At 54.7% G+C, this 23,643-nt stretch carries 16 protein-coding genes; 10 read left to right on the forward strand and 6 right to left on the reverse strand.

Translation table 11 applies throughout. The features are described from left to right. Positions 1-167 precede the first annotated feature (167 nt). Both murB and birA read left to right on the forward strand, forming a co-directional pair. The gene (gene murB / locus ACETPC_RS16250; RefSeq protein WP_380183066.1) at positions 168-1,205 is read left to right on the forward strand and encodes a UDP-N-acetylmuramate dehydrogenase; all 1,038 of its coding nucleotides are present in this window, start codon (positions 168-170) and stop codon (positions 1,203-1,205) included. After that, complete coding sequence (gene birA / locus ACETPC_RS16255; RefSeq protein WP_380183068.1) at positions 1,202-2,164, forward strand: bifunctional biotin--[acetyl-CoA-carboxylase] ligase/biotin operon repressor BirA; 963 nt, start codon at positions 1,202-1,204, stop codon at positions 2,162-2,164. Before murB ends, birA begins: the two co-directional genes overlap by 4 nt. Positions 2,165-2,189: 25 nt before the next feature. On the opposite strand, the gene ACETPC_RS16260 is transcribed toward birA, so the two are convergent. Continuing rightward, positions 2,190-3,011 carry an alpha/beta fold hydrolase gene (locus tag ACETPC_RS16260; RefSeq protein WP_380183070.1) on the reverse strand — a complete coding sequence of 274 codons (822 nt, stop codon included), beginning with the start codon at positions 3,009-3,011 and terminating at the stop codon, positions 2,190-2,192. Positions 3,012-3,277: 266 nt separating this feature from the next. Between ACETPC_RS16260 and ACETPC_RS16265 the strand changes: the two genes are divergently transcribed. Together ACETPC_RS16265 and ACETPC_RS16270 are read left to right on the forward strand one after the other, a co-directional pair. Further along, a complete protein-coding gene (locus tag ACETPC_RS16265) occupies positions 3,278-5,446 on the forward strand; it encodes a TonB-dependent siderophore receptor (RefSeq protein WP_380183072.1) in 2,169 nt (722 codons plus the stop codon). A 239-nt stretch (positions 5,447-5,685) separates the two neighbouring features. Next, positions 5,686-7,866 (forward strand): hypothetical protein, encoded by a 2,181-nt coding sequence (locus ACETPC_RS16270; protein WP_380183074.1) that lies wholly within the window; start codon positions 5,686-5,688, stop codon positions 7,864-7,866. Between the two features lie 257 nt (positions 7,867-8,123). Here ACETPC_RS16270 and gorA read toward each other — a convergent pair whose 3' ends face one another. Continuing rightward, on the reverse strand, positions 8,124-9,476 hold the full coding sequence (gene gorA, locus ACETPC_RS16275) for a glutathione-disulfide reductase (RefSeq protein ID WP_380183076.1): 1,353 nt from the start codon (positions 9,474-9,476) through the stop codon (positions 8,124-8,126). 152 nt (positions 9,477-9,628) lie between these two features. On the opposite strand from gorA, the gene rnz reads away from it, so the two are divergent. Beyond that, positions 9,629-10,543 carry a ribonuclease Z gene (rnz, locus tag ACETPC_RS16280; RefSeq protein ID WP_380183078.1) on the forward strand — a complete coding sequence of 305 codons (915 nt, stop codon included), beginning with the start codon at positions 9,629-9,631 and terminating at the stop codon, positions 10,541-10,543. A gap of 42 nt (positions 10,544-10,585) precedes the next feature. On the opposite strand, the gene ACETPC_RS16285 is transcribed toward rnz, so the two are convergent. Further along, positions 10,586-11,428 (reverse strand): 23S rRNA (adenine(2030)-N(6))-methyltransferase RlmJ, encoded by an 843-nt coding sequence (locus ACETPC_RS16285; RefSeq protein ID WP_380183080.1) that lies wholly within the window; start codon positions 11,426-11,428, stop codon positions 10,586-10,588. A gap of 91 nt (positions 11,429-11,519) precedes the next feature. After that, complete coding sequence (locus tag ACETPC_RS16290) at positions 11,520-12,344, reverse strand: CPBP family intramembrane glutamic endopeptidase (RefSeq protein WP_380183082.1); 825 nt, start codon at positions 12,342-12,344, stop codon at positions 11,520-11,522. Positions 12,345-12,525: 181 nt separating this feature from the next. On the opposite strand from ACETPC_RS16290, the gene prlC reads away from it, so the two are divergent. Together prlC and rsmJ are read left to right on the forward strand one after the other, a co-directional pair. Beyond that, positions 12,526-14,574: an oligopeptidase A gene (gene prlC, locus ACETPC_RS16295; protein WP_380183084.1), complete on the forward strand. Its 2,049-nt coding sequence runs from the start codon at positions 12,526-12,528 to the stop codon at positions 14,572-14,574. Further along, positions 14,571-15,326, forward strand: coding sequence for a 16S rRNA (guanine(1516)-N(2))-methyltransferase RsmJ (gene rsmJ / locus ACETPC_RS16300; protein WP_380183086.1), 756 nt, complete (start codon positions 14,571-14,573; stop codon positions 15,324-15,326). The genes prlC and rsmJ overlap by 4 nt, the downstream gene beginning before the upstream one ends. A gap of 87 nt (positions 15,327-15,413) precedes the next feature. Here rsmJ and uspA read toward each other — a convergent pair whose 3' ends face one another. Next, positions 15,414-15,851, reverse strand: a complete 438-nt coding sequence (gene uspA / locus ACETPC_RS16305) for a universal stress protein UspA (RefSeq protein ID WP_380183088.1) — start codon at positions 15,849-15,851, stop codon at positions 15,414-15,416. A 375-nt stretch (positions 15,852-16,226) separates the two neighbouring features. Here uspA and uspB point away from each other — a divergent pair, with 375 nt between their 5' ends. Beyond that, entirely contained in the window at positions 16,227-16,562 is a 336-nt protein-coding gene (uspB, locus tag ACETPC_RS16310; protein WP_380183090.1) for a universal stress protein UspB, read from the forward strand. 58 nt (positions 16,563-16,620) lie between these two features. Here the strand turns inward: uspB and pitA are convergent, their stop codons facing one another. After that, positions 16,621-18,123, reverse strand: coding sequence for an inorganic phosphate transporter PitA (pitA, locus tag ACETPC_RS16315; RefSeq protein WP_380183092.1), 1,503 nt, complete (start codon positions 18,121-18,123; stop codon positions 16,621-16,623). Between the two features lie 243 nt (positions 18,124-18,366). Here pitA and ACETPC_RS16320 point away from each other — a divergent pair, with 243 nt between their 5' ends. Beyond that, the gene (locus ACETPC_RS16320; protein WP_380183094.1) at positions 18,367-19,548 is read left to right on the forward strand and encodes an NAD(P)/FAD-dependent oxidoreductase; all 1,182 of its coding nucleotides are present in this window, start codon (positions 18,367-18,369) and stop codon (positions 19,546-19,548) included. Between the two features lie 619 nt (positions 19,549-20,167). Further along, the gene (locus ACETPC_RS16325; protein WP_380183095.1) at positions 20,168-23,560 is read left to right on the forward strand and encodes an autotransporter outer membrane beta-barrel domain-containing protein; all 3,393 of its coding nucleotides are present in this window, start codon (positions 20,168-20,170) and stop codon (positions 23,558-23,560) included. The last annotated feature ends 83 nt before the right edge of the window (positions 23,561-23,643 follow it).

The raw sequence follows: 23,643 nt of genomic DNA on the forward strand, positions 1-23,643 counted from the left end.
TGCGATAACCCCGACCGAAAGGCCGGGGTTTTTTGCGTTTGAACCTCAGAAAAGCCTGCATCGCAGCCTGTTTTGGCAAAACCACTAGCCCCCTAACAGTAAATCCCTCCACGCTCCCGGCCCGGATCGGGTAAACTACCGGCAGTTAAATTTGTTAAGGCCGTCTCATGTCCAGCCAGCAGCACTCTCTGAAACCTTTTAATACCTTTAATCTTGATCGCTTTGCTCAGGAACTCATCATAGCCACCACGCCAGAGGCCTTAAGCGCTGCCTGGCAGGAGAGCCAGCTTCGCCAACAGCCCGTCTTACTGATCGGCGAAGGCAGCAACATCCTGTTTTTAGATGATTTTCAGGGCAAAGCCATTATCAATCGTATCAAAGGTATAGCGGTAAAAGAGGGTGCAGAGGCCTGGCATCTGCACGTCGGCGCCGGGGAAAACTGGCATCAGCTGGTTAAATACACGCTGGAGAAAGGTCTGCCCGGCCTGGAAAACATGGCGATGATCCCTGGCTGCACGGGTTCCGCGCCTATTCAAAATATCGGCGCTTATGGCGTAGAGCTGAAAAGCATCTGTGAATATGTTGATGTCCTGCATCTGGCTACCGGCGAAATTGAACGTCTGCCAACTGAGGCCTGCCAGTTTGGCTACCGCGACAGCATCTTTAAACATAAATACCAGTACGGCTACGCTATCGTTGCTGTCGGGCTTATTCTGAATAAAAAGTGGCAACCAGTACTCTCCTACGGCGATTTAGGCAAACTTTCCCCGCAAACGGCAACGCCGCAGCAAATATTCGATACCGTTTGCCAGATGCGCAGCAGCAAACTGCCCGATCCTGCTAAAACAGGCAATGCTGGCAGCTTCTTTAAAAACCCGGTGGTCAGCGTAGAGCAGGCAAATGCTATTATGGCCGCCTGGCCAGATGCGCCGCGCTATCCGCAGGCCGATGGCAGCGTCAAGTTAGCCGCTGGCTGGCTGATCGATCGCTGCGATCTGAAAGGCTTTGCAATAGGCGGAGCGGCAGTTCATCAGCAGCAGGCGCTGGTGTTGATCAATCAGCATCAGGCGACCAGCGGCGATATCGTAGCCTTAGCGCATGAGGTGCGTCAGCGCGTTGGTCAGAAATTTAACGTATGGCTTGAACCTGAGGTGCGATTCATCGGTGCACAGGGTGAACAGGATGCCGTAGGAGTGATTGCATGAAAGATCAGACAGTACCGCTAAAACTTATTGCGATCCTCGCCGACGGTGAATTCCACTCGGGTGAGCAGCTTGGCGAGCAGCTGGGCATGAGTCGTGCCGCGATCAATAAACATATTCAGACACTAAAAGAGTGGGGAATCGATGTCTTCACCGTAACCGGCAAAGGCTATAGCCTGCCAGCGCCAATCCAGCTGTTAAATGAAGAAACCATCATTACGCAGCTCGATCACGGACGGCTGGCGGTGATCCCGGTGATCGACTCTACCAATCAGTATCTGCTGGACAGAATGGCGGATCTGCAATCCGGCGACGCCTGTGTGGCAGAGTATCAGCAGGCGGGACGCGGCCGTCGCGGACGCCAGTGGTTCTCTCCTTTTGGTGCCAATCTTTATCTTTCCATGTACTGGCGGCTGGAGCAGGGGCCGCTGGCTGCCATGGGGTTAAGCCTGGTGATAGGGATAGTCACGGCAGAAGTACTGCAGGCGCTGGGTGCAACGGATGTCAAAGTAAAATGGCCCAACGATCTTTACCTTAACGATCGTAAACTAGCGGGCATTTTAGTCGAACTGACTGGAAAAGCGGGAGATGCGGCTAATATCGTTATCGGCACCGGTATTAATTTGGCCATGCGCTCACCGGACAGCAGCGTAGTCAACCAGGCGTGGATCAATTTGCAGGAAGCGGGCGTTGCGATTGATCGTAATACGCTGGCAGCCGCGCTGGTAAATAAGATGCGCGACTCTCTTCAGCAGTTTGAACGTGAAGGCCTTGCGCCCTTTGTTGAACGCTGGAGCAGGCTGGATAACTTTATGGATCGTCCGGTGAAGCTGCTGATTGGCGATCGAGAAATTCCGGGCATCGCCAGAGGCATCGATCAGCAGGGCGGTTTGATTCTGGAACAGGACGGCGTGCGTAAATCCTGGGTTGGCGGTGAAATCTCGCTGCGTCCGCAGAACTAATAAAAGGGGCCGTGGCCCCTTAAACTCAATGCGACTGCAGGAAAGCCAGTAAATCTTCATTCAACTGCTGCTGATGGGTAACGGCAAAGCCGTGCGGCGCGCCGTCATAAATTTTCAGCTGCGCGCCTTTGATTGTTTCTGCGGCCAGCTTGCCGGTCGCTTCAAAAGGCACCACCTGGTCGCTGCTGCCGTGGATCACCAGCGTAGGCACATCGATTTTCTGCACGTCCGGGCGGAAGTCGGTTTCTGAAAAGGCAGTGACGCAATCCAGCGTGCCTTTCAGTGAAGCCAGCAGCGCAATATTCAATGTCTGCGTTTTTACTCCCTCTGACACCGTCATCCCCTTATTCAGGCCATAGAAAGGCGTAGCGAAATCGCTGATAAACTGCGCGCGATCTTTACGCAAACCTGCCTTGATATCATCGAAAACGGATTTTTCCACGCCTTCGGGATGATCATCGGTTTTTATAAAAATCGGCGTAACCGCACCCAGCAGCGCCAGCCCGCTAATGCGTTCGCTGCCGTAGCGGCCGATATAGCGAGTTACGTCCCCGCCGCCCATAGAAAAGCCGACCAGCGTCACGTCGCGTAAATCCAGATGCTCAATCAGATCGTTGATGTCGGCGGCGAAAGTATCATAGTTATAGCCATCCCACGGTTGATCGGAACGGCCAAAGCCGCGGCGGTCAAAGGCGATAGCACGATAGCCGCGTTCAGCCAGGAAATTAAGCTGGCTGTCCCACATATCCGCATCCAATGGCCAGCCGTGACTAAACAGTACCGGCTTGCCTTTACCCCAGTCTTTATAATAAATCTGCGTGCCATCCTGCGTCGTGAAAGTGCTCATGCTTATTTTCCTCAGCTTGTGGTTGATTCAATAACCTTAGCGCTTTTCCCGTTAGCAAGTTAAAACAAATTTTTAACGACATAATCAGGGGATCAGGGGGAGTGGCATCGCCAAAATCTAAGACTGGCAGCCATGAAAGCACCGCTTATTTTTTCAACAATCATGGATAAAGTGTGAAGTTATGTAGAATCTATGCAAACAGTAACAATTATCGTTATCATACGCATTCATTGAAACAAACAGACATATTCAGGGACTGGATTATCATGGTTGACTCAAATGCGTTGCAGTACAAAAAGCTGGCGATAGCGCTTGCCGGTATTTTAAGCGGCCCGGTTTTCGCCGCAGAAGAAGTAAAAAGCGATGAAGCTCAAATGGTGGTGACTCGTTCTGCCGAAGAGCAGCTAAAGCAGCAGCCCGGCGTTTCAGTTATCACCGCGGAAGATATTGCCAAAGACCCGCCCGTTAATGACCTCTCCGATATCATCCGCAAAATGCCCGGCGTCAATCTGACCGGCAATAGCGCCACCGGCAGCCGTGGCAACAATCGGCAAATCGATATCCGTGGCATGGGCCCGGAAAATACGCTAATCCTCATCGACGGCGTACCGACGCGCTCGCGCAATTCCGTGCGTTATAGCTGGCGCGGCGAACGCGATACGCGTGGCGACAGTAACTGGGTGCCGGCGGAAATGGTGGAGCGTATAGAAGTGCTGCGCGGCCCGGCTGCGGCACGCTACGGTTCCGGCGCGGCGGGCGGCGTGATTAATATCATCACCAAACGACCCACCAATGACTGGCATGGTTCGCTGTCGCTGTTTACCAATCAGCCGGAAAACAGCAAGGAAGGCGATACCAGACGCGCCAACTTCAGCCTGAGCGGCCCGCTGGCGGGCGAGGCGCTCACCATGCGGCTCTACGGTAATATCAACAAAACCGATGCCGACGCTTTTGATATTAATACGGCAGAAAACGGCAGCTATGCGGCGGGGCGGGAAGGCGTACGCAATAAGGATATCAACGCCCAGCTATCGTGGAAAATCACGCCGACGCAAATCCTGGATTTTGACCTCGGCTACAGTCGACAGGGCAATATCTATGCGGGCGATACCCAGCACAGCAACGGCAATATCAGCAGCCTGGTGCCAATGCTGTACGGCCATGAAACCAACCGGATGTATCGTCAGAATTACGGCGTGACGCACAACGGCGTATGGGACTGGGGCCAGTCAAAAGTCGGCTTCTATTACGAAAAGACCAACAACACGCGCCTGCATGAAGGCACAACAGGGCGTAATGAAGGCATGATCGATAAAGAAGAGTATGGCACCAGCCGCCTGCAAAATTACCGCGCCAGCGGCGAAGTCACCATTCCGGTAGAAAAATGGCTGGAACAGACGCTAACGCTGGGCGCAGAGTGGAACCGCGAGGCGCTCAACGATCCGGATTCTATGCAGGCCACCAGCACTAATGGCGGTACAGGCGGCGGGATCAGCGACGATCGCAGCGCCAAAAACAGTGCGGAACTGAGCGCTATCTACTTTGAAGATAATATTGAACCTGTGGTGGGCACCAACCTCATCCCCGGCTTGCGCTTTGATTATCATGACAAATTTGGCGGCAACTTTAGCCCCAGTCTGAACGCATCCCAGGCGCTGGGCGAATATTTCAAACTGAAGGCGGGTATCGCGCGCGTCTTTAAAGCGCCTAATCTTTATCAGTCAACCGAAGGCTATTTGCTGAAAACTCGCGGCAATGGTTGCCCTATCGGTATAACCAACCAGTGTTATCTGATAGGCAATACGGATCTGGATCCGGAAATCAGCATCAATAAAGAAATTGGGTTGGATTTCAACAAAGACGGCTATGCTGCCGGCATTACTTATTTCCGCAACGATTATAAAAATAAAATCGTTGCCGGAACCGATATTATTGCTAAAACCTCGGACAATTATAATGTCCTGCGCTGGGAAAATGGCGGCAAGGCGCTGGTGGAAGGGCTGGAAGGTAACCTGACCATTCCGTTGATCAAAGAGAAGCTGGAATGGCGTACTAACGCGACCTATATGATCACTTCAGAAAATAAAGACACCGGCAACCCGCTGTCGATTATTCCTGAATACACTATAAACACCATGCTGGACTATCAGGTGACGGACAAGCTTTCCGCCAATCTGAACTGGACGTTCTATGGTAAACAAAAGCCGCGCCAGTATGCGGAAATTAATACGGAGAAAGAGGGGCTGTCGGATAAAAAAGTTGGCGCTTACTCCGTAGTTGGCATTGGCGCTGACTATAAAGTGGTGAAAAACGTCCAGCTCAAAGCAGGGATCAGCAACCTGTTTGATAAACGCATCTATCGTGAAAACGAAGGCGCTTCCACCTATAACGAACCGGGTCGCGCTTATTATGCGGGCGTAACCTATTCCTTCTGATTAGCTTAACAGCAGGCCAGTTCGGGCTGGCCTGCTGTTTTGTCTGCTACCGCGCTTACGGACATAAAAATATTTTTTTATCATCGCACCGGTGATTAATCGCGTACGCGCCTGCTCCTTTCAATTTTTATTTTGAAGTTGCTTTTCCTTCCCCTGCGTAAATATAAGCGCGCCTATACTCCCTGCATTATTCATAAGAAAGCTGTTGGCATACAGCACCGGGCGGAGAGGCGTTTTTTATGGCGAAAATAAGATATTTTATTCGTTCCCATCGCTGGCTCAGGATCATAGCCTGCCTGTTGCTTTTACTGGTCGCCGTATTTATCGCCTGCCGCTTATTTAGCGGCGTGGCCGCCGAGAAAGTTTTCCCGGATCTGGCGCAGCCGGAAGAAACGGAAGCGCCTTCCACCTTTACCACTTTTCGCTCCTCGCTGGTCACGGAAGCGATTATTGGCGGCCAGGGCACCGGCCTGAACTGCTCTATTCCAAAAATGATGGAAAAAGTCGCCTTCAAGCCCGCTGCGGACGGTTCGGATATCTCTTTACGCTTTCGTCAGGCTTGCGTCATGCACGATCTCTGTTATCGCCACGGCTACGCGACTTATGGCTACACCCAGGACGATTGCGACAGCCAGCTACAGCAGTCCGCCTACCGTTTATGCCGCCAAATCAATCGGCAGGGAAACACGCAGGATCCACTGTCGGCCTATACGGGATGCGAGCATGAGGCTAAAGAAGTCTTGCTGGGCGTAACACTTGGCGGAGCAGGCTCTTTCCACAGCAGAAGAAGCTCAACTTATTTCGAATATGATCCTCAGCCTGCCCGTGCCGATGACTATATCGTAGGTCGCGCCGTGCCTGAGGATAGCGTCAGCGATGCAGGCAAAGACTTCGGCATCCGCACTTTCTACTTCAGGCGCAATACCGTGAAAATGCGCATACTGGCTACGCCGCCAGAGAGCAGCAGCGTCAAGGCAGTTTCGTTCCCCGATGCGCTGGTAGCGACGCCGCCAATTTTAACGGGTCAGGCCGCAGGCGCGGGGCTGCCATCGCTGGTGTCGCTGGCACGTAACTCTTTTACCGAAACCAGCGTACATCTGATCCCTTTTGCTATTACTCGCCAGGACGCGGCGCCGAAGGCGGGCTATCTGCTGACCCTGCCCAACTGTCCGGGAACATCTGATGCCTGTACGCTGGACGCTGACGCTTCGATAAACAAATTCGCCATGATTGACGGTAAGCCAACGCTGATCTCACTGACCCATCGCGGCGTGCTGGGCCGTAACAAAACCACCGTCAAAATTGAGCAAAACGTATTTTTACAGGGCGAGAGCAGAACCCCGATGAGCGATTACGCTCTGAACGGCCCGCAAACCTCGATTCATAATCAGTACCGCTTTCTGTCCCATGACATGCTCTTTGAACGAGATAACCGTGGCGAGGTTACGCATGCGCTGGCATTTGCTCGCGGCGTGGCGGTTGCGCCGGATGGCACAAGATTTATCCGCGATGACAGCGGAAAAGATTACGCCACGCGTCTGACCGTAGCGCGACAGAAATTGGGCAATAGTCAGGCCGGTTCGCTGCAGCGCTTTTCCCTTAACGCCGCAGAGACGGACGAGCCTTTGTCAGTTGTCCGGCTGGGTAAGGAACAGGGAACGGGGCTAATGGGGCTGGCCTGGTCGGCGGAAGATCTGCGGCTGGTGGAAAACGGCAAACCGGCAGAGCATCCGCCACTGGTAAAGCTTTGGCGACTGCCGCAGGACGGGGCCAAACCTAACCCTGACCCGCAAACGTTGAGCATCCCGGTGCCCGTTCCAAATGGCTATATTAGCCTGCCGCCGATCGTTGCTTACATAAGCACGCAGGATGCGCCGTTAATGATCCTGACCCGTGTTGCGCCCGACAGGTGGCAGAACCAGAGCGGACAAAACGCGACGACAGTTAAAACCGATACGCTGGCGATCGATTTCTTTATCACCTCGTTAGTAAGCCCGGCGGCTGGCAGCAGCTATTTTGCCGACAGCTACCAGCTACGCTGCGAAATCAGCCTGGACAAACAGCTACAGTCGCCCGAAGCCGGTTCACTAAGGCAGCGAGCCTACCGCACGCTCTACGGCCGCTACAACTCGCAGCTGGAGGCGCAAAACCCCGCCTGGCAGCTCAACCTTGTGAAATCGGATCTGGCCCAGCGCTGGCGCATGAGCCAGGTTATCGTTTCCGAACGGCAGCTTAAAGAAGGCCCGGCTATGGCGCTGACCATGGTGTTCAACGGTTTTCCTGCGATGTCTTTTCAGGCGCTGCTGAAAGCGGAAAATGGCCAGCTACGCTATCTGCCGTTGGATACTCTGCCGCGATTTATCAACCACTGCTCGCTTAAGGCGCTGCCAGCTGAGGCCAATAAAAAAGGCCAGCGATAGCTGGCCCTTCAGGCTGCTGACAAACCTGAACCCTTCATCAGGACTGCCTCTTTTTACAGCAATGCTGCAGCTTGATAGCGGCAGAGGCTGAGCGGATAGGTGGGCGCATGGACGCGCCAACCGAGCCATCAGGGATGATTTCACGGCGTGTCCATGTTCCGATCTGCCTCTGCTGCTCTGCCACAGATTTAAACGCGACCTGGGTTTGTCATCAATCTCAGGCCAGCGATAGCTGGCCCTTCAGACTAAACGCGCAATTAGCGCATAGTGACAAACTCTTCCGCACCGGTTGGGTGGATAGCCACAGTATTATCAAAGTCTTTCTTGGTCGCGCCCATTTTCAGCGCTACCGCGAAGCCTTGTAGCATCTCATCCATGCCGTAGCCGATACCGTGAATGCCGACGATTTTCTCGTCTTTGCCCACGCAAACCAGCTTCATGCGGCATGGCTGGCGGTGCTGCGTGACGGCGGTATACATCGCGGTAAAGGCGGATTTATATACCTTCACCTCTTCGTCGCCGTACTTCTCGCGCGCTTCCGGCTCGCTCAGGCCCACGGTGCCGATTGGCGGATGGCTAAAGACCACGGTTGGCACGTTGCTGTAATCCAGATGCTCGTCCGGCTTGTTGTTAAACAGACGCTCGGAAAGGCGACGGCCAGCGGCCACGGCTACCGGCGTCAGCTCTACCGCGCCGGTGTTATCGCCGACCGCATAAATACCTTTAACATTGGTATTCTGGTACTTATCGACCTGAATATAGCCTTTCTCATTCAGCTCGACGCCGGTCACGTTCAGGTTCAGGTTATCGGTCGCCGGTTCGCGGCCAATTGCCCAGACCAGGCAATCCACGGTCTGCTCTTTGCCGTTTTCCAGCTGCAGCGTCAGGCTGCCGTCGGCATTTTTAACCACTGCTTTCGGGATCGACTCGGTATGCAGCGTTGGGCCTTCCGCATTCATCACTTCCACCAGCGTATCCACAATCAGCGGATCGAAGGTGCGCAGCGGCGCATGCTTACGCACGAACAAATGGGTTTCGGAACCCAGCGCGTTAACCACGCCAGCGATCTCAACGGCGATATAGCCCGCGCCCACGACAGCAGTGCGTTTTGGCAGCGCGTCCAGATCGAAGAAACCATCGGAATCGATGCCGTATTCCGCGCCCGGAATAGACGGATGGCTCGGACGACCACCTGTAGCAATCAAAATATGATCGGCCGTGATTTTTTCACCGTTTACTTCCACGGTATGCGCATCGACAAAACGAGCGAAACCTTTGATAACATCTACTTTATTCTTGCCCAGCACGTTATCGTAAGAGGTATGGATGCGATCGATATAGGCGCTGCGGTTCTTAACCAGCGTCGCCCAGTCAAAGCTGTTGACGGTGGTATTAAAGCCGTAGTCAGGGCCATACTGATGAATAGCTTCTGCGATCTGCGCCGCATGCCACATCACTTTTTTCGGCACGCAGCCAACGTTCACGCAGGTGCCGCCAAGGTCTTTCGCCTCGATCAGCGCGCATTTCTGGCCATACATAGCCGCACGATTAATGGAAGCGATGCCGCCGCTGCCGCCGCCGATAGCAAGGTAGTCATAGTGTTTGGTCATCGAAAGAGTTCCATATAGAGTCAAATAAACTGCGCATAGTGTAACGCCTGTAAGCCGGATGCCGCAAAGTTTGCGTCTATGATTGTGATAGGGCGGGACGCGTGACAGCCTGACAGATATTTTTAGCTTTAAAACCGGCAAAGAGAGATTAAATGGAACTGCTTTTCTTAGGTACCGGCGCGGGGACGCCCAGCCGCCAGCGCAACGTTACCAGCATCGCGTTAAACTTACAGGGCGTGCGCAGCGGCAGCTGGCTGTTTGACTGCGGCGAAGGCACTCAACACCAGATTATGCGCAGCGCGACAAAGCCCGGTAAGCTGGAAAAAATCTTTATTACCCATCTGCACGGCGACCATATCTTCGGCCTGCCGGGCTTGCTGACCAGCCGCTCAATGAACGGCATCAGCGAGGGGATCACGCTTTATGGGCCGCCGGGTATAAAAGCTTTTGTCGAAACTTCGCTTAGCCTGAGCGGCTCCTGGCTAACCTTTCCGTTGGAAATCGTGGAGATCGGCGCCGGGGAAGTTTTCCGCGATGAACATTTTCGCGTAATCGCTTATCCGCTCACGCATCCTGTGGAATGCTATGGCTTTCGTATCGAAGAGCACGATCGCCCGGGCACGCTGGACGCAGAGCGTTTGCTGGCAGACGGCATCAAGCCAGGACGGCTTTTCCAGCAGCTAAAGCAGGGTAAAACCGTCACGATGGAAGACGGGCGCGTAGTGGACGGTAGCCGCTATCTTGGCCCGTCGAAAAAAGGGCTGACGCTGGCTATTTTCGGTGATACCGCGCCTGGACCAGCAGCGAAAGAGCTGGCGGCCGGGGCAGATGTGGTGGTGCATGAGGCGACGCTGGAGGCGGCGATGGAAGAGAAAGCCAACAGCCGTGGGCACTCTTCAACGGTACAGGCGGCTACGATGGCAAAGGAAGCACAAGCAAAAAGGCTGATAATTACCCACCTCAGCTCGCGCTATCTGCGTGAGGACACTGAGCGGCTACTGGCAGAATGCCGGGAAATTTTCCCCGCTACCGAGATGGCGCACGACTTCGCCGTGTTCCCGCTTTAGCCGCAAAAAGCCGGTCGAAATAGCCCGACCGGCGCTACAGTGTTACTCCGGTACAATCCAGCTAACTTTGGTGTGGCCGGTGCCAGTCGGAACCAGCTGCTTGTGCAGCCACGGCAGCACATTGTTCATCTGCTGTTCCAGCTTCCACGGCGGGTTAATCACGATCATGCCGGAAGCGGTCATGCCGCGCTGGTCGCTGTCCGGACGCACGGCCAGCTCAATCTGCAAAATACGGCGAATGCCGGTCGCTTCCAGATCGGCCACCATACGCTTAATCTGCTGACGTAATACCACTGGATACCAAAGTGCGAACACGCCGGTGCCGAAACGCTTGTAGCCTTCCTGGATGCCTTTTACCACGGCCTGGTAGTCCGTTTTCAGCTCATAAGGCGGATCGATCAGGATTAGCCCGCGGCGCGACGGCGGCGGCAGTTTCGCCTTTAACTGCTGATAGCCATCGGCTCGTTCGGTACGAGCGCGATCGTCTTTAGAAAATTCGTTGCGCAGCAGCGGAAAGTCGCTTGGATGCAGCTCGGTCAGATTCAGCTTGTCGTCTTCACGCAGCAAATGACGGGCAATTAGCGGCGAGCCGGGATAAAAACGTAATTTGCCGTTAGGGTTCAGCGCTTTGATACAGGAAAGATAGCTCTCCAGCTCGGCCGGCACGTCGTCCTGCTGCCAGATCCGGGCAATCCCTTCCAGATACTCGCCGGTACGTTCGGCATGCTCGCTGCTCAGCTGATAGCGTCCGGCGCCCGCATGGGTATCGAGATAAAGGTAAGGTTTCTCTTTCTCGTTGAGCGCGTCGATGATCAGGCTCTGAACGGTATGTTTGAGAACGTCGGCGTGGTTGCCGGCGTGAAAACTGTGGCGATAACTCAGCATGTCGTGGGATCTGTCCGGTGGGAGAAAAGCAAGTGTGCCGCCTGAGCGGCACGAGTCGGGCATAGTATAACGCTCCGGCGGAAAAAATGCGCTATCCGCTCTGGTGCTGCCAGAAAGGGTAGGTAAAAAACAGCAGATGCAGCAGGTTAAAGGCAAAGTGAAGCAGCGTAGAGACCCACACCCGCCCGCTCCACAGCCAGGCCAAACCATAAATCACGCCAGCCAGCGCTGCAAAACAGACCAGCAGAGCGCCGCCTGGCGCATGCGCCAGCCCGAACAGCACGGCGGCGATAGCCAGGCCCCAAAAATTGCCCAGCCGCTCGCTTAGCCGCTGTTGCAGCCAGCCGCGAAACAGCGCCTCTTCCGCCAGCGAAACAAAAAAGAGATTAGCCAGCATAAAAGAGCCGAGCCAGGCGGGAGAGTGCGACTCCACGCGCAGGCCGCCAGCCAGCGTTGCCACCAGCAGCAAAAGCGGCGCAGAGAGCAGCAAAACCAGCCACCACAGGCGATTGGCGGGCGGAACGGCGGGACGTTTTAACAGCGTCGGCAGCGTGCCCAGCAGCACAAAGGGAACCAGTGCCTTATCGAAGTTGTACCAGAAAGTGAAGGGCGCGCTCTCCGGCCCGGCCTTGACGCCGGAAACCACCACCAGATTCTGGAAACCAGGCAGCAGATGCAGCATTAACGCGACGGCGCTGCACACCAGAAAGGCTTCCGCCGCCAGCGTCAACGCGTTGCGCTCCTGCTGGCGGTGGCAAAAAAATGCCACGGCACCTATTGCCGCCAGCACGCCAATCGCAGGCAGTTGCAAAGTGTGGTTGCTGACGGCGGCAATCAGCGACACGGCCAGCAGGCCCAGCGAAACCCGGCGGTAAAAGGGCAGAAAGAACAGTGATGCGGCAAGGCAATACCACATAAAAGACGCTCCCTGTTAAGCAAAAAATAGATAGCGGAAAAAGTATGCTCCCGCTGCGCTTCCCAGGCAATTCCCTTTTTGGCGAGCGTCGTCGCCCCATTGATTTTCGCTACACTTAGCCTCATGTTAGCTTAATCGCGCGCGGCAACGCGCCTCATACATCGATAACAAGGACTGCGCTATGACCAATCCGTTGCTGACTTCTTTTACGCTTCCCCCTTTTTCCGCCATCAAACCAGAACACGTGGTGCCGGCGGTAACAACCGCGCTGGAAGATTGCCGCGCGGCAGTGGAAAAAGCTGTCGCCCAGGGCGCGCCCTACACGTGGGAAAACCTGGTGCAGCCAATTTCCGAAGTGGACGACCGTCTGAGCCGTTTATTCTCGCCGGTCAGCCACCTGAATTCAGTTAAAAACAGCCCGGAACTGCGTCAGGCCTATGAGCAAACGCTGCCGCTGCTGTCGGAATACAGCACATGGGTAGGCCAGCACGAAGGGCTTTATCAGGCTTACCGCAACCTGAAAGAGACCGGCTACGCAACGCTGAGCGCGCCGCAGAAAAAAGCGGTGGATAACGCGCTGCGCGACTTTGAGCTTTCCGGTATCGGCCTGTCAAAAGAGAAGCAAAAACGCTATGGCGAAATCGCCGCGCGCCTCTCCGAACTGGGTTCCACCTACAGCAATAACGTGCTCGACGCCACTATGGGCTGGAGCAAGCTGATTACCGACGAAAGCGAACTGGCAGGCATGCCGGAAAGCGCGCTGGCCGCTGCCAAAGCGCAGGCTGAAGCGAAAGAGCAGGAAGGCTGGCTGCTGACGCTGGATATTCCAAGCTATCTGCCAGTGATGACCTACTGCGACAACCAGGCGCTGCGCGAAGAGATGTATCGCGCCTATTCAACCCGCGCCTCCGATCAGGGGCCGAATGCCGGTAAATGGGACAACAGCGAAGTGATGGCGGAAACGCTGGCGCTGCGTCACGAACTGGCAGAGCTGCTGGGCTTCTCCTCCTATGCCGATAAATCGCTGGCGACTAAAATGGCCGAAAACCCGGCGCAGGTTACCGACTTCCTGACCGATTTAGCTAAACGCGCTCGTCCGCAGGCAGAAAAAGAGCTGGAGCAGCTTCGCGCGTTCGCTAAAAAAGAGCATGGCATCGACGAGCTGAACCCGTGGGATCTCACTTACTACGGCGAAAAGCAGAAGCAGCACCTCTATGCTATTAGCGACGAGCAGCTGCGTCCTTACTTCCCGGAAGAGCGTGCGGTCAACGGCCTGTTTGAAGTGGTTAAACGCATTTACGGCATCACGGCTAAAGAACGTAAAGACGTGGATGTCTATCATCCGGACGTGCGCTTCTTCGATCTGTTTGATGAAAGCGGCGAGCTGCGCGGCAGCTTCTATCTGGATCTTTATGCACGCGAAAATAAACGCGGCGGCGCATGGATGGACGACTGCGTAGGCCAGATGCGCCGCGCCGACGGTTCACTGCAAAAGCCTGTAGCTTATCTGACCTGTAACTTTAACCGTCCGTTGGGCGGCAAACCCGCGCTGTTCACGCATGATGAAGTGACCACGCTGTTCCACGAGTTCGGACACGGCTTACACCATATGCTGACCCGCATTGAAACTCCGGGTGTGTCCGGCATCAATGGCGTGCCGTGGGATGCGGTAGAGCTGCCGAGCCAGTTTATGGAAAACTGGTGCTGGGAGCCGGACGCGCTGGCCTTTATCTCCGGCCATTACGAAACCGGCGAGCCGCTGCCTCAGGCGCTGCTGGACAAAATGCTGGCGGCGAAAAACTACCAGGCGGCGCTGTTTATCCTGCGTCAGCTCGAGTTCGGCCTGTTCGACTTCCGCCTGCACGCCGAGTTCGATCCGGCTAAAGGCGCGCAGATCCTGGAAATGTTAAAAGAGATTAAAAAGCTGGTGGCCGTGGTGCCGAGCCCGGCCTGGGGTCGCTTCCCGCATGCCTTTAGCCACATCTTTGCTGGCGGTTACGCGGCGGGCTATTACAGCTACCTGTGGGCGGACGTGCTGGCGGCAGACGCTTATTCGCGCTTTGAACAAGAGGGAATTTTCAATCGCGAAACGGGCCAGTCTTTCCTGGACAACATCCTGACGCGCGGCGGCTCCGAAGAGCCTATGGAGCTGTTCAAACGCTTCCGCGGTCGCGAGCCGCAGCTGGACGCGATGCTGGCGCACTACGGCATTCAGGAACAGGTTGAGTGAAGATTTGCTTAGTTGACGAAGCGGGCGCCGGAAACGGCGCCTTATCTCTTTTGGCCGAGCGCTGGCGGCTGGAGCACGATGAAAACGCGCCGATGGCACTGGTTATGACCGCCGAACATCTGGAGCTGCGCAAGCGCGACGAGCCTAAACTGGGCGGCATCTTTGTTGATTTCGTTGAGGGCGCGATGGCGCACCGGCGTCGCTTTGGCGGCGGCCGCGGCGAAGCGGTGGCTAAAGCGGTTGGCATCAAGGGCAGCTATTTACCCGTGGTGACCGATGCCACTGCGGGCCTGGGCCGCGACGCTTTCGTGCTGGCTTCGCTGGGCTGCCGCGTGCAGATGCTGGAACGGCATCCGGTGGTAGCCGCACTGCTGGACGATGGCCTTCAGCGCGGCTATCGCAACGCGGAAATCGGTGGCTGGTTACAGCAACGGCTGACGCTGCTGCACGCCTCCAGCCTGGAAGCGCTGGCGCAGCTTGGCGAAAAGCCGGACGTGGTCTATCTGGATCCCATGTATCCGCACCGGCAAAAAAGCGCGCTGGTAAAAAAAGAGATGCGTGTTTTTCAGACTTTGGTCGGCGCGGATGAAGATGCGGACGGGCTGCTGGAACCGGCGCGGCGGCTGGCGAAAAAGCGGGTAGTGGTCAAACGGCCCGACTATGCGCCTCCGCTGGCGGGCATAGTGACGCAGTCCGCTATCGTCACCAAAAGCCACCGTTTCGATATCTATCCGCCGCTGAACGAGCAATAACCTCTTTCGGGGCGCGCCTCACACCGCTAAAAAGCCGCTTTCATCCAACAGGCGAAAGCGGCTTTTTTATGGTCCAAAGTGAAAGCCTTAGCCTTCTTCTTCGTCGCGCAGCGGCACAATCAGCATATCGATATGTACGGTATTGATTAGCTGGCGCGCAGAGGACATCAGTTTGCTCCAGAAATCCTGGTGATGGCCGCAGACCACCAGATCCACGTCGTAGCGCTTGATGGCATCCACCAGCACCTGGCCCAGATCGCCGCTACCGCTAAGGGTTTCGGAAATCGGATAGCCAGCGCTGGCAGAAATATCGGACAGCGCGCTGTGGGTCTCTTCGGAAATCCTTTTTTGCATATCGCCAAGATTGACGTCAATCAGGCCGGTATAAAGATCGGAGTAATTAACATCAACGTGGATCAGCGAGACTTTGGCATCGTAAGGACGAGCCATAGAAACCGCTTTAGCGACCAGCAGTTTACTTTCCGGTGACAAATCCACGGCAATCAGAATGTGTTTGTAAGACATAACGCTACTCCTTCCATTCGGTGCGGCTGCGTATTCGCAGGCAGTCTGGCATCATAACACATTGAATTAATGCGATGTGGCAGGGTTCGTGGCGCCTGATAGAGCGCATTTATTATCTGTTCAGTATAGCGAAAATTGTTAACAAATCCCGGTTTGCGCCTCACCTTTGCGAGCCGGATCAACATGAATCGCGCGCTCTTTTTTATCGCGGCGGCTGGGGCGCTGGCAAAATATTCAACTCATCTCCTAAACTGAAGAGATAAAAACGCTGAGCGGCGATTTTGCCGTTATCACAGTCTGGTCATGGGGTTGGCTCAACTCTGTGCAGGCGGCGCCCGTCGCGTCGATCGACAGAGCCTTGTCGTGGAGGGGATCATGATTAGCACCATTGCACTTTTTTGGGCACTTTGCGTGGTTTGTCTGGTGAATATGGCACGCTACTTTTCTTCTTTGCGCGCGCTGTTAGTGGTGCTTCGCGGCTGCGATCCTTTGCTCTATCAATATGTTGATGGCGCAGGCTTTTTTACTTCTCACGGCCAGCCGGGTAAACAGGTGCGGCTGGTGCGCTACATCTGGCTACAACGCTATCGCGATCATCACGACGAGGAATTTATTCGCCGCTGCGAACGGGTGCGCGGCCAGTTTATCCTGACCAGCTCGCTGTGCGGGCTGGTGTTTATTAGCCTGATCGGCCTGCTTATCTGGCACTAAAGCCAATAAAAAAGGGCGGGGAAATGCCCCCGCCCTTAAACTGTTTCGGCTTGATGAATCAAGGCACCAGCTTCAGCGCCAGCCAGTAAAGGCTACCTGACAGCACAATAGACACCGGCAGCGTGAACACCCAGGCCAGCAGGATGTTCTTGATCGTCTTGCCCTGCACGCCGCCGCCGTCAACCAGCATAGTCCCGGCGACGGAAGAAGAGAGCACGTGGGTCGTCGACACCGGCATGCCGGTATAGCTGGCTACGCCGATAGAGACCGCAGCGGTCATCTGCGCGGACATCCCCTGAGCATAGGTCATGCCTTTTTTGCCGATTTTCTCGCCGATAGTGGTGGCGACGCGGCGCCAGCCCACCATAGTGCCAAGCGACAGCGCTAAGGCGACAGCGATGATGATCCAGACCGGTGCGTATTCAACTGTGTTCAGCATATCGCCTTTCAGCTTGCTGAGAAAACGCTGGTCTTCGGCAGGCACGGTTGGCAGCTTAGCCGTTTTATCGGCGGTATCAGAAATACACATCAGCAGACGACGCAGCTGGCTGCGCTGCTCGACGTTAAGCGCATCGTAGCTTTGCAGATTATTCAGCAAGCCCTGAGTGCGCTCAATGGCAGGCATCACGCGAGTGACATCGCAGTGGAACTCTTGCGGATTGCCCGGATTTTGCTCCGGCGTCGGCAGCGCGGGCGGCGCCATCTGCATCATCTGCGTCAGCACGTCGCCATGCTGCTGATAATACTGTTCCAGATGATTAACCGCATCGCGCGTGCGCGTGATGTCGTAGCCGGAAGCATTCATATTAACGATGAAGCCCGCTGGCGCTACGCCGATCAGCACCAGCATAATCAGGCCGATGCCTTTCTGCCCGTCATTAGCGCCGTGCGAATAGCTCACGCCGATAGCCGAGACAATCAGGGCAATACGCGTCCAGAACGGCGGCTTTTTCTTGCCGTCAATCTTCTCGCGTTCCGCTGGCGTCATATGAATACGGCGGCGTTTTTTACTGCCGCTCCAGCAGCGGCGCAGGATAAACACCAGGCCGCCAGCCAGCACCAGGCCGACAATCGGCGAGATCACCAGCGACAGAAAGATGCCGATCATTTTCGGGATATTCAGCGCGTCCACCACCGAAGTGCCGGTAAGCAGCGCGTTGGTCAGGCCAATGCCGATAATGGCCCCGATGAGGGTATGAGAACTGGAAGCAGGCAGGCCGAAATACCAGGTGCCCAGATTCCAGATAATAGCGGCCAGCAGCATGGAAAAGACCATCGCCAGACCGTGAGCCGATCCCACGTTAAGCAGCAAATCGGTGGGTAGCAGATGAACGATAGCGTAAGCAACGCTTAGCCCGCCCAGCAGTACGCCAAAGAAGTTAAATACGCCGGCCATCACCACCGCCAGTTGCGATCGCATTGCTCGGGTATAAATTACGGTAGCCACCGCGTTTGCCGTGTCGTGGAAGCCGTTGATGGCTTCGTAAAACAAAACAAAGAGCAGGGCCAGGACGAGTAACAGGCCGGTATGATAATCAAGACCAGCAAACAGATGTAGCATAAGCGTTACGCCATTTTGGAGGACATGAACGCGGCGCATTATCAGCGAGAAACCGCGCCTGGGGAAAGTGAAATATAGACTTTTTTTGACATTAATGCGTCAACCGGAGCAAATAGCGGCCCTGAAGCGTATGAAAATCATTCAGTTGCAAAGCTGGCGCCCTGTGACGCTTTTATGACGCTGGCGGCCAACGGCGCTTGTCATTACAATCACCGTTTTTTAAGCGGCAGGCCGGAGAGCAGTGTGGAAAAATTTGACGTTATCGTAATCGGTGCCGGCGCGGCTGGCCTGTTCTGCGCCGCCCTGGCGGGGCAGCGGGGCAAACGCGTGCTGGTGGTGGATAACGGCAAAAAGGCCGGACGTAAAATCCTGATGTCGGGCGGCGGCCGCTGCAACTTTACCAACCTTTATACCGAGCCTGCTGCCTATCTGTCGCATAATCCGCATTTTTGTAAATCCGCGCTGGCGCGCTACACCCAATGGGATTTTATCGATCTGGTCAACCGGCACGGTATCCAGTGGCATGAGAAAACGCTGGGCCAGCTATTTTGCGACGATTCGGCACAACAAATTGTGGATCTGCTGCTGAAAGAGTGCGAGGCGGGCCAGGTAACGCTGCGGTTGCGTAGCGAAGTACTGAAAGTGACTCACGACGAAGGCTATACCCTGGAACTGAACGGCGGCACGGTACAGGCCGAAAAACTGGTCATCGCTTCCGGCGGCCTGTCGATGCCGGGACTGGGCGCTTCGCCTTTTGGCTATAAAATCGCGGAGCAGTTCGGGCTGAAGGTTTTCCCTACGCGGGCGGGGCTGGTGCCTTTTACTCTGCATAAGCCGCTGCTTGAACAGCTACAAACGCTTTCCGGCGTCGCTGTGCCTGCCGTAATTAAAGCGGAAGACGGCACCCTTTTTAAAGAAGCGCTGCTGTTTACCCATCGTGGCCTCTCTGGCCCGGCGGTGTTGCAGTTATCCAGCTACTGGCAGCCGGGTGAACATATCATCATCGATCTCTCGCCGGAACGTGAACTCGGCGCCTTTATCAGCGAAGAGCGCGAGGCACATCCCAATCAGAGTCTGAAAAATACGCTGGCTAAAGTATTGCCTCGCCGCCTGGTCGAGTGTTTGCAACTGCTGGGAATAGTACCTGAATGCACGTTAAAGCAGCTCAACAGCCGCCAGCAAAACGAGCTGGCAGAAGTGCTGCACGGCTGGCGAGTGCAGCCCAACGGCACCGAAGGCTACCGTACGGCTGAAGTGACGCTGGGTGGCGTTGATACCGACGCGCTTTCTTCCAAAACCATGGAGGCACGCGAGGTGCCGGGCCTTTACTTTATCGGTGAAGTTGTGGACGTCACGGGCTGGCTTGGTGGCTATAACTTCCAGTGGGCCTGGAGCTCGGCCTGGGCCTGCGCGCAGGCGCTGTAACTGGCGCCCGCTAAGAATAAGGCTATGCCTGCCTAAAATCCCCCTTTGGCATTGCCTGGTTGTACTTTTTCTGTCAGCAACCAGTAGCGGTGCCGATCCCGTGGCGCTTTTAAACGCTCAGCGGCAGGTGATTTTTTATTAATTCCAAATAGCGATTTCAATAAGCGTATTTTTCTGCGGGAAATAACATTCTGCCGATTACTAACCCTGATCGAGCAGGCAATATTCCGCATTAAATAAAGATTTCCTCGCTTTATTTTATAATAAAAACAGAGGCGAAGAAAATGTATCCAGGAAAATTCTGCTTTTTTGTCGGCTTTAAAGTTATATTTGAAGCGATTAAAAGATCCAGTAAGTTTTTAACGTTATTCGAATTGATAAATAAAGTCTGGCTTTGTCCTAATTTCGTAAAAAAAATCAAAAAAATGCTTCTCGGCTTTATGGCTATCAATTAGTATAGCCAAAAAAGGACGCCCGGCGCGCCCGAAAGGTCTGAGCAGGAAGCTTTGGACTCATCACCCTCTTATTGGCTGCTTAATTGCAAGGAGCCAGAAATAGCTTTCCGCTAAAAAGCCGGGTAAAACGCGCTATTTTATGGATATTAACGAAAGGATGCACTATGGCTAGCAAATCACGGCCTTTCGCCCTCGGTTTTTTTCCGCTACTGCTTACACCTTATTATGCCGTCGCGGTTTCGCCATGGATGGTGAATGACGGCACCACCCTTCAGGTTACTTCAGAGTACTATTCTACAGAGGCGGATGATATCCCTCTTCAGGTTTCCGGGGCGGGAAGCGAAATAGTAACCGACAACGGACTCTCTTTTTCTACCTCGGGAGCCTTGACACCGGTTGCTCGCGTAACCGATGGCGGTAGCCTGACGTTAAATAATGCTGCCTTAAGCGCCCAGGGAACAAGTTCCAGCGCGGTAGTAATAACGTCAGGAACGCTGGCGGTTACCGGCGGCTCGCTGGCAGCAACCGGCGCTACAATAAATGCAAAGGACAGCAATATTAACCTTATTAATACATCTGTAATTAATAACGGTGGTAACGAAGCTATTAAGGTGGCAGGAGGTATGCTAACTGCCGATAACCTGACGCTGAGCAGCATAATAAGCGGTATCACAATAGATTCTTACGAAGGCGTCGATGGCGAAGTCAGCATAAATAATGCGAATATTAACTTATCCGGAACAGGCGCACGTATAGCAATTGATGTATTTCAGGGGAGTTTTACCGGCAGCGATATTACTATTAGCTCAGCCAGTCAGCAAAATTGTCAGGCCATTAAGGTTGGCCATAACGGTGAGACTAAAAGCACCTTAACATTAAGCGACAGTACCATTAGCGTAAATTATGGCGGGATACTCGCCATGAAAGCGGATGTAGAGTTAACTAATGTTAACGTTACGACCAATAACTTTGGCTCTTATGCCCTTTCTATTGTTGAAGGCTCCAATGCCGTTGTTCGTGGCGGTACTTACATGACTAACGGAAAAGGCTCTTATAGCGTTTATATGGGGGAGGCAACGCTGGATGCCGCTAACGCCAGCTTTATGACTACCGGCGAGTTAGCGCATGCGCTGAATGCCTATCGTGGCGACGTAACCCTGGCGGACGTAACGGTGCAAACCTGGGGTAAACAAAGCTATGGCATGCTTACCAGGGCCAGCATTGTGGGAGAAAACGTAACCGTTATCACCTCTGGCGAAGAGAGTTATGGTGCGTATGCACAGGCGGATAACGTATCTTCAGGGGTAATCACCTTAACCAACTCCCACATAACAACGCTTGGCGACACGGCTTATGGCGTTATTGCGTCAAGAACAGGCGAACTGCATTTAACTAACACGGAAATCAGCACAAAAGCCACCGGTGCCTATATTCTCGGCAGCCTCACGCTGAACGATTCCTCGGTTAAAACCTCCGGCCCTGGGGCGTATAGCGTGTGGGCTAAGAATGGTGGCTCTGCAACGCTTACCGGTTCCACCCTGGTGACTGAGGGTAAAACAGCCTATGGCGTAGCCGCCTCCAGCAGCGGCTCGGTGACAATCAACGGCAGCGAGATAACCGCTTCCGGCGATGAGAGCGCAGGCCTGTATGCCGGTTCGTCCGCAACCATTAATGCCGACAACGTCACCGTCACCGCTTCCGGAGACAACGCTTTCGGCATGCTGGCGGTGCTCGGCAACTACACTATCAGCAATAGCGTTATCGCCAATACGGGGACGGCCACGCCAGCGGATAAACCCGGCGCCGTCGGGCTCTATGCCACCAGCTGGTCAGATACGCTGAAAAGTACGGTAGCGTTGGATAACACGACGTTAAGCAGCGAAGCGGGCACCGGCGTGCTGGTAAAAGGTTCCGCGCTGGATCTGTCGCTTGATAACAATACGTTGGTTTATGGCGGCAACGGCACGGCGGTAAGCGTGCTTGCAAACGAAACCGACGATGGCACGGTGTTAACCTCTACGGTTAACGTCACGGCGGATAACAGTTCACAGCTGCTGGGCGATATTATCGTCGACAGCTACGACAGCCCGGTCAGCCTGACGCTGGCAAACAGCTCAACGCTGAACGGCGCGACGCAAAACGTTAACCAGCTTATCCTTAACAGTGCCAGCAGCTGGCTGGTCACCGCCGATTCCAACCTGAAAAACCTGGCGCTGAATAGCGGTTCGGTCATCTTCAACAACGCTTCAGGCTACAGCACGGTAACCGTAGATGGCGATCTCACCGGTTCCGGCGCGTTTTACTTCAATACGCAGCTGGGCGACGACAGCTCGCTCAGCGATAAACTGCTGGTGAGCGGCGATGCCTCAGGCGCCTATGATGTAACCATCAGTAACAGAGGCGGAATGGGCGCGTTAACTAACAGCGGTATTCTGCTGGTCAGCGTGGCTGGTGATGCTTCTGCGGCAGAGTTTAACCAGAAAAATACGCTGGTGGCGGGGAACTATCAGTACCTCCTGAATAAGGTCGGCGAGAACAACTGGTATCTGCAATCTTCGCTGACGCCGGTAGATCCGGGCGAATCCACCGATACCGATGTTATCCCCGATCCCGATCCTGCACCAGCGCCTTCGCCAGGAGTCAAAGCCTACAGGCCAGAAACGGCTGGCTATCTGGTCGCGCCTTACCTGAACTCGGCCTACGGTTTCGACACTATTGGTGCCTGGCACGAGCGTCTGGATGCTTACCAGCAGGGTACGGCCTGGTGGGCGCGGGTATCGGGGCGTCACGACAGCTATGATGCAGGCCGTTTTGCGTTCAATGTCAATAGCGTATACCTGCAACTGGGCGGCGACCTGGTGCGCGTGCCGCTCGCCAGCGGCTGGCATCTGACGGCTGGCCCGCTGATGACGCTGGGGCACCAGCGCAGCGAGAACAAGGATACCGCTCGCAGCCTGAGATCGGAGCTCTCAGTCGATGTCGGCAAAATAGATACTACCGCTTATGGTCTCGGTGGCTATCTGACGGCCTGGCATGATAGCGGCGCCTATCTGGATAACGTGGTGCAGGTTACGCGCTACAGCAATAATTTCTCCAGCCTGACCAATGCCAAAATGGACAGCTACGGCGTAGTCGCCTCGGTAGAAACCGGTATACCGCTTTCGCTGGGCGGCCAGTTGAAGATCGAACCGCAGCTGCAGGCGATGGGGCAATATATGAACATCAGCCAGACTTATGCCAGCGACGTCAAGCTGAGCGATCAGAACAAAATGGTGGCCCAGCTGCGTGAAGGCATACGCCTTTATTACGATAACCCTGTGCTGAAGCCTTATCTGCAGGCGGACGTGGTACAGATGCTGGGGCATACGCCAGGCATTGAAATGAATGACGAAAAAATGACCCCGGACGTGCGCCGCAACTACTGGCAGGCGGGCGCGGGCATCAGCAGCCAGCTTAACCCGCACTTCAGCGTCTACGCGCAGGTGAAATATTCGCACAGCTTCGGCGCAGGTACGGAAGGCTATACCGGCAACCTGGGCATGCGCTATAAATTCTGATTTTCATCACCCCAAAGATTATCCGCAGACTAAAGGGCCTTCGGGCCCTTTTTCGTTGTTTTAATCGGCTTTTTGAAATTGCT

Origin of the sequence: Pantoea sp. sgz302252, assembly GCF_042610525.1 — a bacterium.
In the GTDB taxonomy this organism is placed as follows: Bacteria; Pseudomonadota; Gammaproteobacteria; order Enterobacterales; family Enterobacteriaceae; genus Erwinia.